The sequence below is a fragment of the Bifidobacterium tissieri genome, from assembly GCF_002259645.1.
GTDB lineage: Bacteria > Actinomycetota > Actinomycetes > Actinomycetales > Bifidobacteriaceae > Galliscardovia > Galliscardovia tissieri.
This window is the reverse complement of sequence record NZ_MWWV01000004.1, coordinates 326,299-340,485: the sequence shown is the minus strand read 5'-3', so window position 1 is coordinate 340,485 and position 14,187 is coordinate 326,299. Positions and strand designations below refer to the sequence as shown.

14 protein-coding genes are annotated in these 14,187 nt (G+C 60.7%); 13 read left to right on the top strand and 1 reads right to left on the bottom strand.

Annotated features, from left to right (window positions below; all coding sequences use genetic code 11):
* Positions 1-150: 150 nt before the first annotated feature.
* The 13 genes from BTIS_RS04300 (at position 151) to BTIS_RS04240 (ending at position 13,386) form a co-directional block, all read left to right on the top strand.
* Positions 151-1,191 carry a LacI family DNA-binding transcriptional regulator gene (locus BTIS_RS04300; protein ID WP_094662957.1) on the top strand — a complete coding sequence of 347 codons (1,041 nt, stop codon included), beginning with the start codon at positions 151-153 and terminating at the stop codon, positions 1,189-1,191.
* A 55-nt stretch (positions 1,192-1,246) separates the two neighbouring features.
* Complete coding sequence (orn, locus tag BTIS_RS04295) at positions 1,247-1,954, top strand: oligoribonuclease (RefSeq protein ID WP_094662955.1); 708 nt, start codon at positions 1,247-1,249, stop codon at positions 1,952-1,954.
* Between the two features lie 331 nt (positions 1,955-2,285).
* The gene (locus tag BTIS_RS04290; protein WP_094662953.1) at positions 2,286-2,930 is read left to right on the top strand and encodes an amino acid ABC transporter permease; all 645 of its coding nucleotides are present in this window, start codon (positions 2,286-2,288) and stop codon (positions 2,928-2,930) included.
* 1 nt (position 2,931) lies between these two features.
* A complete protein-coding gene (locus BTIS_RS04285; RefSeq protein ID WP_094662951.1) occupies positions 2,932-3,597 on the top strand; it encodes an amino acid ABC transporter permease in 666 nt (221 codons plus the stop codon).
* Between the two features lie 142 nt (positions 3,598-3,739).
* Positions 3,740-4,639, top strand: coding sequence for a substrate-binding periplasmic protein (locus BTIS_RS04280; protein WP_094662949.1), 900 nt, complete (start codon positions 3,740-3,742; stop codon positions 4,637-4,639).
* Between the two features lie 209 nt (positions 4,640-4,848).
* The gene (locus BTIS_RS04275) at positions 4,849-5,652 is read left to right on the top strand and encodes an amino acid ABC transporter ATP-binding protein (protein ID WP_275542042.1); all 804 of its coding nucleotides are present in this window, start codon (positions 4,849-4,851) and stop codon (positions 5,650-5,652) included.
* Positions 5,653-5,890: 238 nt separating this feature from the next.
* On the top strand, positions 5,891-7,096 hold the full coding sequence (locus tag BTIS_RS04270) for a proline reductase-associated electron transfer protein PrdC (protein WP_094662947.1): 1,206 nt from the start codon (positions 5,891-5,893) through the stop codon (positions 7,094-7,096).
* Positions 7,097-7,175: 79 nt separating this feature from the next.
* Positions 7,176-9,002 carry a D-proline reductase (dithiol) proprotein PrdA gene (prdA, locus tag BTIS_RS04265; protein WP_094662945.1) on the top strand — a complete coding sequence of 609 codons (1,827 nt, stop codon included), beginning with the start codon at positions 7,176-7,178 and terminating at the stop codon, positions 9,000-9,002.
* Positions 9,003-9,060: 58 nt separating this feature from the next.
* Positions 9,061-9,249, top strand: a complete 189-nt coding sequence (locus BTIS_RS04260) for a CBO2463/CBO2479 domain-containing protein (protein ID WP_094662943.1) — start codon at positions 9,061-9,063, stop codon at positions 9,247-9,249.
* A 73-nt stretch (positions 9,250-9,322) separates the two neighbouring features.
* Positions 9,323-10,060 carry a D-proline reductase (dithiol) protein PrdB gene (gene prdB / locus BTIS_RS04255; RefSeq protein ID WP_094662941.1) on the top strand — a complete coding sequence of 246 codons (738 nt, stop codon included), beginning with the start codon at positions 9,323-9,325 and terminating at the stop codon, positions 10,058-10,060.
* A gap of 317 nt (positions 10,061-10,377) precedes the next feature.
* A complete protein-coding gene (locus BTIS_RS04250) occupies positions 10,378-10,956 on the top strand; it encodes a TetR/AcrR family transcriptional regulator (protein ID WP_094662939.1) in 579 nt (192 codons plus the stop codon).
* A 186-nt stretch (positions 10,957-11,142) separates the two neighbouring features.
* Positions 11,143-12,273 carry a proline racemase family protein gene (locus BTIS_RS04245; protein WP_094662938.1) on the top strand — a complete coding sequence of 377 codons (1,131 nt, stop codon included), beginning with the start codon at positions 11,143-11,145 and terminating at the stop codon, positions 12,271-12,273.
* A 234-nt stretch (positions 12,274-12,507) separates the two neighbouring features.
* Positions 12,508-13,386, top strand: coding sequence for a DUF559 domain-containing protein (locus tag BTIS_RS04240; protein WP_158216835.1), 879 nt, complete (start codon positions 12,508-12,510; stop codon positions 13,384-13,386).
* A 433-nt stretch (positions 13,387-13,819) separates the two neighbouring features.
* Here the strand turns inward: BTIS_RS04240 and BTIS_RS11670 are convergent, their stop codons facing one another.
* Positions 13,820-14,164 (bottom strand): hypothetical protein, encoded by a 345-nt coding sequence (locus tag BTIS_RS11670; RefSeq protein ID WP_143248864.1) that lies wholly within the window; start codon positions 14,162-14,164, stop codon positions 13,820-13,822.
* Positions 14,165-14,187: the final 23 nt, after the last annotated feature.

Here is a 14,187-nt window from a genome sequence, read left to right as displayed (position 1 = left end):
ACCCATGGGGTGAATGCGACCGCGATGTGGCGGGCGTGTGCCTGTGATATACCATACGAATGGTCGGTCGTCCTTTTCGACCGTTCCGTGGTCCATCATCCGTGGATGACCATGAAGGCGGTAGACATATATATAAGGAGGCGAACGATTATGGCACGAACCACGATCTCAGAGGTGGCCAAAGCGGCTGGCGTATCCGTCTCCACCGTATCGCGTGCACTGCGCGGACTGGACAAGGTCAACCCGTCCACGCGTAAACGAGTGGAGGATGCCGCGGAAAAGCTCCACTTCTCCTTCTCCAAGAGCGCGTCATCGCTCGCCAGCGGCAAAACCATGCGCGTGGGTGTATTGCTGGCCGATCGCATCAGCGGATGGTTCAACTCGCACGCCTTCGAAGGTGTGTACGAGGCACTGTCCGTACATGGATATGATGTGATCCCCTACGTGATCTGGGACGAACAGTCCCTGGACAACTTCTTCCAGACCCTGCCCGGCAATCAGAACGTCGACGCCGTGATCGTGTTCTCCTTCGACCTTGACGACGCCAAGAAACAGGTGCTCAAGGAACTCACCGTGCCCGTGGTGGGGGTCAACACCCCCAGCGATGACGGGTACGGTGCCACCGCGCGCATCGATGACAACACCTCCATGTATGCGCCCGTCCGACTGTTGCATTCGCTGGGACACCACAGTCTGGCCTACGTGGAACAGCCCGACACCTCCCCGTTCGTCAGCTCATCCCGCATCCGCTCCCAGGGATTCGTCTCGGCCGCACGCGAACTTGGCTATGCCGACGACGAGATCATGACGGTTCCCGCCATCGTCTACACCGGCATGCGCAGTCAGATGGATGCCTACTCCGGCATCGCCGCCCAGCTGGTCGGCTCGCCGTCGCGTCCGACCGGGGTCTGCGTGGAGAACGACAAGGTCGCCGTCGCATTGGTACGAGAACTGGTTCGCGTGGGAGTGAAAATACCGGAGGACATGTCGGTCATCGGATTCGACGACGACACCCGCGCGCCGATCCTCGACCTCACCACCGTGCATCAGGACCCCACCGAACTTGGACGTTCCGCCGGCAACAAGGCGCTTGCACTCATGCGTGGGGAAACGCTCTCCGATCCGTACGGCGTGGTGCCCACCTCGCTCGTGCTGCGCGGCACCACGGGTCCCGCCCCCGAAGACGACTGAAAATCCCGCGGTCGCGGTACGCTTACCTGTTCCATAGATAGGGGAAAGGCTGAATATGGCATCGCATAACGACATCGAAACGTTCGATCCGTCCGAATCACGCATGATCTGGATCGACTGCGAAATGACCGGACTTGATATCTTCCACGACGAACTGTGCGAGGTATCCGTCGTGCCCACCGACTTCAACCTCAACGTGCTCGACGAAGGCATCGACCTCGTCATCAAGCCGTCGGACGCCGCCGTCGCCCAGATGAACGACTTCGTACGTCATATGCACACCAGCTCCGGACTGATCGACGAATGGAACGCCAACGGCCTGCCGCTCGACGAGGCCCAGCGCCAGGTGGTCGAATACGTGAAGCAGTGGCTGCCAGCCAAGGGCAAGGCACACCTCGCCGGCAACTCCGTGGGCAGCGACAAGAAGTTCCTCGACCGCTACATGCCCGACCTGATGAGCCTGCTGCACTACCGCGTGATCGACGTGAGCACCCTTAAGGAGCTGTCCCGCCGCTGGTATCCGGACGTGTACCGCAACAAGCCGGCCAAGCACGGCGGCCATCGCGCGCTCGCCGACATCATCGAATCGCTTGACGAACTGCGCTACTACCGCGAGGCGTTCTTCAAGCCCGCGCCCGGTCCGGACGCCGAACAGGCACGTGCCATCGCCGCGGACATCGAGGCCACCAGCCTGCTGCGCAAGTACGAGGAGAACGGCAACCCGGTGGAGGACGCCAACACCCCGGAGAAGGCCGACTACTAAACCACGCCGCCGATTCCCATCATCTCAAGGGTGAGACGATGAGAACGATAGGACAAGCCGTGGAATGTTAATGACGATTGGCATTCCACGGCGTTACAAATAGACTACGAATCAGACCGCGGTTCACTTTCGTTTACAACTGAGCAAATTCCGGGAATTGTTCCACCCCTTAAATACTGAATCAACGTAAGGGGTTGGGAACGTTGAACGACATCATCGATGTCGTCACGAATCCGCATCATCTCGATCACGATATACAGCCGGACCGTTTCCGAACGAATTCCCGTTCGCGACCCCTTCAAAGTCGACTCGCTAGAGGAAGGGGGCTCGAATGGAGCCGCTTCTCGTGGTGCTCTCCGGACTTCCGATGACACTGCTGATCACCGTCGCATCATTCGCGATCGGCGCGGTACTCGGAATCCCCATGGCGCTGGGCCTCAGAACAGGCATAGCGCCGATCCGCTGGATCGTCCGCCTTATCGTGGACCTGCTGCGCGGCATTCCCATGATCGTATGGCTGTTCCTGTTGAAATTCGGTCTGTCCACACCGGCGTTCCGCATCACCGCACTGGAGGCCGCGATCGTCGGACTGGGACTCATCTCGGCAGGATATCTCGCCGACATCTACCGAGGTGGACTGCAGGCGGTGCCCAAAGGCCAATATGAGGCCGCCGCGGCGCTCGGCATCCCCGGCACGGTATCGTTCTTCGGCGTGATCGTGCCGCAGGCCGCACGTATCGTCAGCCCGTCCATCGCCACGTATCTGATCGGACTGCTCAAGAACTCGTCCATCGCGTCCACCATCGCCGTGGCCGAAATGGTGTTCATGGCACAGGGATACGCCCGGCAGAACATCAACTCCGTGGCAGGCGTACTGCCCTATGCCATCGCCGGCGTGCTGTACATCGTGCTCAGCATTCCCGTGGCCATGCTGTCGCGCAAGCTCGACGCCAACCTTCGCAAGGCGGTGATCTGACATGACGACACAGGAACCCCTGCTGCAGTTCTGGTCCGAAGGACTGCCTGGCATGCTCCACGGACTGCAGGTCAGCGTGACGCTCGCCGGAGTGTCCATGATCATCGGCCTGCCGCTCGGACTGCTGTTCTGCATGATGGTGATGAGCCACAACCGGTTCGTCAGCGCACTCGGTCTGGTCGTCGTCGAAATCGGACGAGGCATGCCCGCGCTGATCATCCTGTACCTCGTGTACTTCGGTCTACCCACTTTCGGGGTGCTGCTCGACAGCTTCCCTTCGGCCATCATCGCCCTGGCGTGGAACTACTCCTGCTACTGCTCGGAGATCTTCCGAGCCGGCATCCAGGCGGTGCCGAACGGACAGAACGAGGCCGGCGATGCGCTCGGGCTCGACGGCGGCACCACGTTCCTCTACGTGATCCTGCCACAGGCCTTCCGATCCATCATCCCGGCACTGCTCGGCCAGACCATCCTCCTGTTCCAGGACACGTCGCTGGCCTACACCGTGGCCGTGCCGGAGCTCATGAAGGAGGCGTACACCTACGGATCGACCACATTCCAGTATCTGCGCGTCTTCGTACTCGCCGGACTGTGCTACGCGGTGATCACGCTTCCCGCATCCTGGATCACCCGCTGGCTCGAACGCCGTCTGGCATTGAGCTACTGAATCGGCATTGAGCCGCTGAATTCTTGCAATCCCGCAATTCTCACCACGACATGCCGCAGGCCCGACCTTCCTGCGCGCGCCGTCCCCACATCAAGGTCATCGGTCGTGGCGACACCTCGACCGCACACAGAGAGGAACAATCATGAAGATCTCACGAGGAATGAAGCTGATGGCCGCGGCCTGTGCCGCGTTGATGAGCGTCAGCGCGCTCGCCGCATGCGGCAGCGGTTCGTCGGGCTCGTCCAGCTCCGCCAAGAGCGACTGTACGCCGCTGGTATCGGATATCACCACCATCAAGTCCGGCACGCTGACGGTGGGTGTGATCGATCAGCCGCCGTACTCGAGCTACAACGGCGGCAACCCCGAGGGCATGGACATCGACTTCATCAAGCAGATCGCCGACGCCAACTGCCTGAACGTCGAATGGCAGCAGGCCTCGTTCGCCAACGCCATGCAGGCCATCGCGTCCGGCCAGATCGACACCGCCACCGGCGATATCAACGTGACCGAGAAGCGCGCCCAGGTGGTCGACTTCCCGAAGTCCATCTACCTCGAGGGCGTGGGCTACGCCTCCAAGAAGGACACGGACATCAAGACCCTCGACGACATCGACGCCAAGGGCATCAAGACCATCGGCATCGGCGACGGCTACGGCTGGCTCGAGGACATGAAGAAGGTGTTCGGTGACAAGGTGAAGACCTACCCGAGCTCCGTGGAAATGAAGCAGGATCTTGAGGCCGGACGCGTCGACATGATCATGGAGGCGTACGGCACCGCGGTCGACGAGTTCAAGGGCAACAGCAACATCGTCGTGGAATACGCCAACAAGAACCCGGACAAGCGCATCAACTCGCTGGTCGAGCCCCCGGAGGTGAGCTACCCGTACACCAAGGGCAACAGCTCGCTTGGCCAGGCGTTCGACAAGGGCATCGAGAAGATCATCAAGGACGACAAGGTCAAGCCCACGCTGAAGAAGTACGGACTGGACGAAGGCCTTGCCGATATTCGTGACACGCAGTACGTGGTGCCGATTACCAAGTGAGGATTCATGGATGACGTCCACGTTATGACAAAACGTTCCGACGAAGCGTTATGACGCTATGACGTCTGCGATATGAACGGACGGTCGCCTTCGATCGTCGGCCCGCTAAGGGTGGGATCGGGGATCGAAGGCCTCCGTAGGTGCGTATCGCCCCACGGCAACCGGCAAATGACCAACGACGATACAACGGCGACAACAAGGAGACGACGATGACACTGGCATCATTGGTTTCGGAAACGGTGTCCTCCACCGAGGACGAGGACCACAGCAAGTACATGATCGAACTGGGTGGTGTGGTCAAGTCATACAACGGCAACACGATCCTGCACGGGGTGTCGTTGCGTGTGGAGCGCGGCGAGGTGTGCTCGATCATCGGCCCGTCCGGCGCCGGCAAGTCCACGCTGCTGCGATGCATCAACCTGCTGGAGCAGCCCGACGACGGGAACATGATGATCGACGGGCAGTTCGTGGACTTCACCGAAAACCTCACCAAGGGCGACCTTATGGCGCTGCGTCGCAAGTGCGGCATGGTGTTCCAGCAGTTCAACCTGTTCCCGCACATGAGCGCGCTGAAGAACGTGGTGTTCCCCCAGCAGCATGTGCTCGGCCGCAGCAAGGAGGAGGCCGAGGAGCGTGCCATGGAGCTGCTCAAGCGCGTGGGGCTGGAGGACCGCGCCGACCACAAGCCGTCGCAGCTGTCCGGCGGCCAGCAGCAGCGCGTGGCCATCGCCCGTGCGTTGGCGCTTGATCCGGCCGTGATGCTGTTCGACGAGCCGACGTCCGCGCTGGACCCCGAGGTCAGCGGCGACGTGCTCAATGTGATGAGGGAGCTTGCCGAGGGCGGCATGACCATGTGCGTGGTCACGCATGAGATGAGCTTCGCCAGGGACGTCGGCGATCATCTGGTGGTGATGGCCGACGGTGCGATCATCGATGAGGGTGATCCGAAGGAGATCATGGCCCATCCGGTGAACGAGCGGACCAAGCAGTTCCTCAGCGCCGTTGGTCGTTGACGACGACGGCCGGGTGACGGATTCGATTGTGCCGATGCAGTCTTCCCATAGGGGAAGACTGCATTTTCTATTGGACTATGTTCTATATGTTTCGTCATGTAATGCAGTGCTAACACAGACAAAAAACCAGTCGTAACAAGGATTCATATACTTTAAAAATAGAACACGTTCTAGAACGTTGAATATAAATAGTTGATGCTGACCAGAACGTGATCGTCAGAAGAAAGGGGTGGATCTCATGACCGCACGTCTCCATCACGTCATTCGATCCACGGAACTGTTTGCCGATGTGCCGGTCGCAACGCTGATCGACACCGACGCGGCTCCGCTGGAGAAGATCGAGGAATCCGGGCTGGTCGGCATGGGCGGGGCCGGTTTCCCGACATTCAAAAAGCTGAAGTTCGGCAAAGGCTGCACCACGGTGATCGCCAACGCCGCCGAATGCGAACCGCTGCTCGAACACAACACCGCCAGGGCCGAGACCGACCCCGAAAAAATACTCTCCGGACTCACCATCGCCATGCGCGAAGTGGGGGCCTCGCGCGGCATCGTGGCGATCAAGCCCAAGAACGCCAACGCCGTGCGCAGCCTGCAGGCGGCGCTCGACTCCGCTGCGGCGGGAGCCTACGACTTTGACATCGATCCGGGCATCGAGATCGTATTCCTCAAGGACCGCTACCCGGCGGGCGACGAACGCGCCATCGTGCGCGACGTACTCGGCACATTGCTGCCGCCGGACGCCATACCCAGCGCGGCCGGAGCCGTGGTCATGAACGTCGAATCGCTCATGCGCGTGCACAACGCCGTCGTGGAGAACCTCGCCGTGACCACCAAGGACATCACCGTGGCGGGACACATCGAAGGCAGCGGATACGACAACGACATCAGTCTGGTCGTCTACGACGTGCCGATCGGCACCAGCGTACGCGACGTGCTCGCCGCCCTGCATGTGCACGAGCCGACCGACGACGAACAGATCATGATCGGCGGACCGTACATGGGCCATCTTGGCACCCTCGACGACACGATCTCCAAGACCTCCGGCGGCATCATCATCGCCGGTCCAGAACTTGCCGACGCCGGACCCATGGGCATCATCGTCTGCGCATGTGGTGCCAGCGAGGACCGACTCCGCGCGATCGTGGCCGCCAAAGGCGCCGCGCTGGTCGACGTCCGCCTGTGCAAGAACGCCTGCCGTCTGCCCAACGGGCGACTCAAGTGCCGCAACCCAGGCATCTGCCCCGGGCAGGCGCAGAACATCATCGCCCTCAAGAAGGAGGGTGCGCAAAGCGTACTGATCTCCCACTGCACGGACTGCTCCAACACCGTGATGCAGGTGGCACCGAAACTCGGCATGCGCGTGCATCACGCCACCGATGCGTTCATGCGCGCCGGAGACGAACCGATCATCCGAGCCTTCCGCAAGACCGTCAAGGCCGCGTAAGGCAATACGGAACCCGAATCGAATCGAACTGAACCGAACCGTAACCCACAGAATCACAGAACCACAGAAAGGACCAGCAATGTCTCTCTCCCAGGAAACGCTTGAAGCCCACCTCAACGATCCGGCCGTGCTGTGCTGCCGCCGCCCCGCGGGCACCGTGCTCAGCGCCGCCGATTTCGAGGACCCCACGATCTTCCCCGACCTCGTCGACTCGAACCTCATGACCCTCAAGGAAGGCGGCCTGACCATCCAGCAGGCACTCGGCGCCACGCTGATCAACGACGGCGAGGCCCTGACCCAGCTGACGCCCGACCTGCTCGACGGCGTCAAGGAAGTGCCGGCCGACACCGACGAGCCGGCTGACGAGGCCGCTGACGAGGCCGAGCCCAGCGCTGATGAAAGCGGACCGGACACATGCTCGTGCTGTGCCGCACCCGACGTTCCCGTTCCGGCGGCACCGGCCGTTCCCGCTGCGGCCGCCGGCTACGTGCACCTGCACCTCGACAAGGCCGAAGGACTCGACCTGGTCTTCCCGGCGGGCGGAACGGTCGCCGCAGCTGCAGCGCCTGCGCCCGTTCCCGCACCCGTGGCGGCGGAACCGGCTCCCGCAGCTGAGGACGTTCCCGCGGACCGCGTGCTGCGCACCCTCGTCAAGAAGGACTACCCGGTCACCAAGGTGGTGATCGGCAGCGAAACCTCCTACGCCGACGGCGTGCTCACCGTGGATGAGGCCCTCGTCGACGCCGCCAAGAAGGCGGACCCGCTGGTCAAGGACGTGGAGATGACCGTGATCAACCCCGCCGACCGCCACGTCTACTCCAACACCATCATGGACGTGATCCCCGTGGCCGCCAAGGCCGAAGGCAAGCTCGGCGAAGGCGTGACCAACGTGCTCTCCGGCGCGGTGTTCGTGCTCACCGGCATGGACGAGGCCGGCGTACAGGTGCACGAATTCGGCTCCTGCGAAGGCTACATGGACGAGAAGATCCGCTACGGCCGCCCGGGCTGCCCCGACGCCGACGACATCATGATCCGCGTGGACGTGAAGATCGAAAAGGGCACCGGCATGGAACGCCGTGGACCGTTCGCCGCACACAGTGCCTGCGACGTGATCGTGCACGCCTGCCGCGAGGCCATCAAGAACCTCGACGGCGTCAAGCCGATCAAGGAGGAGACCTTCAAGGACGTCAGGCGCGCCGACCGTCCGCGCGTGGTGCTGGTCAAGGAGATCATGGGTCAGGGAGCCATGCACGACAACCTGCTCGTCCCCACCGAACCCTGCGGTGTCAAGGGCGGACAGAAGAACGTCGACCTCGGCAACGTGCCCGTGGTGCTCAGCCCGAACGAAGTGCTCGACGGCGGCATCCACGCGCTCGCCTGCATCGGCCCCGCCACCAAGGAGATCACCAGGCACTTCTTCCGCGAGCCGCTCGTCGAAGCGTTGCAGACCGATGAGGAACTCGACCTGACCGGCGTGGTGTTCATCGGATCCCCGCAGGTCAACGACGAGAAGACCTTCGTCTCCGAACGACTCGGCGCGCTCATCGAGGCCATGGAGGTGGACGGCGCGATCATCACCACCGAAGGATTCGGCAACAACCACATCGACTTCTCCGAGAACATCGCGGCCATCGGCTCGCGCGGAGTGCCGGTCGTGGGCGTCACCTTCGCCGCCTACCAGGGACAGCTGGTCGTCGGCAACAAGTACATGGACGCGATGATCGAACTCAACAAGGACCCGGAAGGATTCGAGAACGAGATCCTCGCCGACAACACCACCACGCCCGACGACGCCGCCCGCGCGATCCTCATGCTCAAGACCAAGATGGCCGGCATCCCGATCGAGCCCCCGGAGCACAAGTGGGACGAGGCCGTGATCGAAGCCAACAAGAAGCTCGTCAAGTAGCCGGAACGGCATCTGAGCCGGTACGGATCGCAATCGCAAACCGAACGGAGGACACAGCATGCAGGTGGAACTCAAGCCACTCCTGCTCAAAGGAGTCATCAAGGAAGTCACCGAAGTCGGCGTACGCATCGGCGTCAACGGGCGCATGGGCGTACTCTCGCTGCCGCTGCGGCTCATCTACACGGACAAGCCGCTCGCGGTCGGACAGGAGTGCGAGTTCTACCTCAGCTACGTCAACGTCATCTGACGCCGGGGCCATCCGACCCCGACCGGCCGTATCCGCGTAATCATTCATCACATCCGAAACCAAGGAGTACATCATGCCTACCGCATTCAAACTGACCACCGCCAAGGGACTCAAGTCCGAAATCTACGTTCCCTGGACACCCAAGCCGGTCTGGACCCCGCTCACCAAACCGCTGAGCGAATGCAAGGTCGCCTTCATCACCTCCGGCGGCATCCACAAGAAGGACCAGACGCCGTTCAACACCGCCGGCGACTGGAGCTACCGCGAGATCCCGTCCGACACCCCGTCCGACCAGCTCATGGTGACCCACGGCGGATTCGACAACTCCGACATCAACAAGGACGTCAACGCCATGCTGCCGATCGACCGACTGCGCGAACTCGTCAAGGAGGGATTCATCGGATCGCTGGTGCCCACGTTCTTCGGATTCATGGGCGGCGGCGGCAACGTCGACAAGTTCGAACACGTCACCGGGCCGGAGATCGCCAAGAAGCTCAAGGCCGAAGGCGCCGACATCGTGCTCGCCACCGGCGGCTGCGGCACCTGCCACCGATCCTGCACGCTGGTGCTACGCTGCTGCGAGGCGGCCGGCATGAGCACCTGCATCATCGCGGCACTGCCGCCGATCGCACGACAGCAGGGAGCGCCGCGCATCACCGCGCCGCTCGTGCCGATCGGGTCCAACGCGGGCGAGCCGAACAACCCCCAGATGCAGATGGGCATCCTCAAGGACACACTCAACGCCATGGAGGAGTTCGACCACTTCGGCCAGATGAAGGCGCTGCCCTACGAATACCGTCACAACGTCTGACGGTCTGGTCTGACGGACCGAACCGACAGACCAGCTGACGGACCGAACCGACAAGTGACGGAATCAGGACTCGTCCGGCCGCGAAAGCCACAGTCGCAGGCCGGGCGACAGCCGGTGCGACGTCGGAACCGACCGATGCCGCACCGGCCTTTCACTACGCAATAGATTCGCAATAGATCCATCCGTTCCAACCAATATCCGACGCGTGCGGGCGCGTGCGGACTCGTGCAGATGACGCGGAACACGTCCAAACTATACGGTTCTATGATGGAGTCACTTCTCCATACGGGACCTGATATGAAAGGCGGAACCAGTCCATGGTACGAGACGCACGAAGCAGCATAATCGATGCCTCTTGGGAACTGTTCAAGGAGAAGGGCTACGAGAAGACCACGATCGATGACATCATCGAGAAGGCCGGCATAGCCAAAGGCACGTTCTACCACCATTTCCAGGGGAAGTCGGCGTTGTTGGGGACGCTGAGCGACGTGTTCGACGAGAAGTATCGCGAACTCGACGCCACGCTCGATCCGGAGGGGACGGTTGCCGAACAGGTGCGGTATCTCAACGTGCAGATGTTCGGATGGATCGAACAGCATGTGCCGGTCGAACTGCTCAGCGCCCAGCTGGCGTCGCAGCTCAACGAGCGTGGAGACCGGTCACTGGTGAATCAGGACCGCTTCTATTTCGCCATCCACCGCAGGCTGTTCGCCCGCGGGCAGGAGAGTGGGGAAATCACGCGGGACTATTCCACGCACGACATCGTCCGCTTCTATGCGATGGCGGAACGATCGATGCTCTATGACTGGTGCCTGCATCAGGGGTCACAGCCGCTCGTGGGGGAGCCCACGAGGATCGTGGCGGAGGTGCTGTCGCGATTCGTGCGGCGCATCTGAGATCCTTGGGCGGGTGGCTGGCTGTTGCATGGCGGCTGGCGGGTGGCTGGCGGTTGATTGGCGACTAGCCGCAACGGTTGGTTGCCGGTTGACCGCAGCGACTGGCTGATCGTAAGCCTGTGCATCGATCCTTCGGCACGCAATGAAGCGTGATCAGCGTGATTCCAAATCCCGAGGAGATGCATCATGAACGTGGCCGGTACCATACAAGCCCCATCCAATTTCCACACCCGCACCCTTGCCGCAGCGCAGGCGGTGCTCAACGACACCATGTTCCGGGACAGCCCGCGGCTGGTGACCGTCGAATCGCACACGCAGGGCGAGCCCACGCGCATTCTGGTCAGCGGACTGTCCGTCGTCGACGCGGAACCCAGCGCCATCGCGGTGCGGGACAAGCTCATCAACCAGTACGACGACGTGCGACGAATCCTCATGCTCGAACCTCGCGGGCATCGTGACATGTTCGGGGCGATCCTGTTCAAGCCCACCCGTCCGGACGCCGATCTGGGCGCGGTGTTCACCGACTCGGGCGGATACCTCAACATGTGCGGGCATGGTTCGATCGGTGTGTCCACGTTCGCCGTGGAATCCGGGCTGGTGACCGGGCGATACGACTCGTTTGCCGAGATCGCCGACGATGACATCGACGTGCATCTCGACACCCCGGCGGGGCTGATCACCGTGACCGTGCACGTGCGGGGTCACCAGGTGGAGAATGCCACGCTCACCAATGTGCCGGCATTCGTGGCCATGGATTCCGTGACGATTCATGTGGATGAACCCGGGATCCCCGTGCGGGACGTGGATGCCACCATCTCGTTCGGCGGGAGCTTCTTCGCGCTCGTTGACTTCGATTCGCTTGGACTCGGATATGACATCGAGGCCGCGCACTCCCAGGAGATCGCCGACGTTGGCATGGCCATTCTTCGCGCGGCACGGGAGCAGATCGATGTGCGGCATCCGCTCGTGGACATCAGCGGCGTGGATCTGGTCGAATTCGGGCAGTTCGATGCCGAAACCGGGCATTACCGCAATGGCGTGGTGTTCGGCGGGCGGCAGGTGGATCGCTCCCCATGCGGCACGGGCACCAGTGCCAAGCTCGCGGCCCTGGTGGCGCGCGGCGATATGAGCATTGGCGAGACCCGCGTGTTCGAGTCCATCACCGGGTCGAAGTTCCTCGGATGCGCGGCCTCGCGCACCACGGTGGCCGGGCATGACGCCATCGTGCCGCAGATCACCGGCAAGGCGTTCATCACCGGTGTGAGCACCTTCGAGCTCGACGCCACCGACATCTACCCCCGCGGCTTCCTGGTGTGATTCTCGGGCTGGGTGTTGTGAGGTGGCGAATGGGGGGCGTGGACGGGCTGGGCTGGGTTGCCGGAGGCTGAGTCCTGTCAGGTTCCATGTTGGAGTGAACGGAAGACGGAGCGGATTGCATCGTAATAGAATGTAAGACTCGAAGTTCATTCCGTTTACTTCAAGGGGTGTCTGTTCGCTCACATTGCATGGATGCATTGGCAGTGCATCTGCAGGACCAGTAGCGTGCAGGATATGAGCACAGAATCCTTATCGTTGAAGAATTTGACCGCCATAAAATATGGCAGAATGCAGGCATGCGAGGATACTGCCAAGCGCACGAAAGATGAGCTGGTCTTTGACTTGTGCACATCGCTTGAGCTGCAAGCCGTGGAGCTTCCTCAAGAACAAACTCTGAACAAGACCATGTGTCATGTTGCGGTGCGTAATACCCGTGAACGGCATGAGTTGCGAGGAGTTCGCTGGCATTGCTATTCGAGGCCGTTCTCCACGGTTTTGGTGGAACGTCGGTTTCGTTGTGTGGCGCTTGCGGATGTATGGATGCATTATGCTGCCATTTTGTCCTTGGAGGAGTTGGTGGTTCTGACTGATGCGCTGATGCGTCGTGATGGGAGGCTCCGTCGTCTTACCTTGGAGTATCTGGTTCGCGAACTGGAATCCGCAGGGCGGTTTCGTGGCAAGAAGCGTTGTCTGCAAGCACTCCGACTCGCTAAGGAAGGAACGGATTCTTCGTGGGAGACTCGGACCCGATTGGTGCCAATGCAATTCGGATTGCCCTGTCCGGAAGTGAACTATCCGGTCAAAGTCAACGGGGAGACTCGATATCTGGATATGGCGTACCCGCAATGGAGGATCGGGATTGAATATGACGGGGAACACCATCGATATTCCTGGAAGGAAGACAGTCGGCGCAGGGAATCTTTGGAACAACAGGGTTGGATGATCATCACGGTGTTTCATGAGGATTTACGTGATGAGGAAGCCAAGGGGAGATTGGCCCAAAGGGTAGCAAGTCGTGTCGAACAGGTGACGAGGAAGCCCGTTCCACTGAAATACCGGAGCTTGGAGCAGCTGGCTGATGGGCGTCTATGGAGATATGGGGTGCGTTCGTAGGAGATATGGCTGCCTTGTGGACCTTATGGCATGTTCACAAAGCATAAGGGTAAAGGAAGGCGGAAAAGAAGGCGGTACGCCGAACTGCAATGCTGCGACTGGTCGATGGCGTCGATGTCTGGGAACATGCCGGTAGGTGTAGTCAAGAGCGGGTGCTTGCTCCGGTGGCAAGGTGGTGGGTAAATTCTCGGAATCACTGGAGTTGAACCTGAACGCTAGGGGATTTAGCAGGCAATCTTCGAGTTCTGTGCGGATTTCTTAATGTTGCAGACACCAATCTCGGAGTTCTGTGCGTTGTAAGAGTGATATTTGAAGTATGAGCGTTGGAATTTCAAGGTTCGTACTTCAAATATTAAGAATTGTCCGCACAGAACTCGCAGATTGGTGTCTGCACGACGCGGAATCCGCACAGAACTCGCAGATTGATCAGTTCTCAATAGGTAAAAGCCGAATGAATATGGTATTGCTGCGAAGAATTGCGGTTGTTGCGGTTGTTTTTTCCTAATTGGATTGCCGAATAGCCTAGTGACTTATCCGAAACCGCATGGATTTGTTCCGCCTTCAAGCCTTCGTGATCGCCTGTGCTATGGCAGGTCGTTGCCGGAAGTCGCACTTTCGATTCGGATTGGGATCTTCCTTGGGGAGCCTTGTGCCATGCCCTGATCTGGGACTTGGACTTGGGTATGTCGTCTTCTCCTTTCTTGTTTCTTGCCTTTACGAGAAAAGAAACAGCCGAATGAAGACGGTGCTGTTTCGCGTGTGAAGCTATCGTCTTCATTCGGCTGTCTCTTCTGGCCTGAG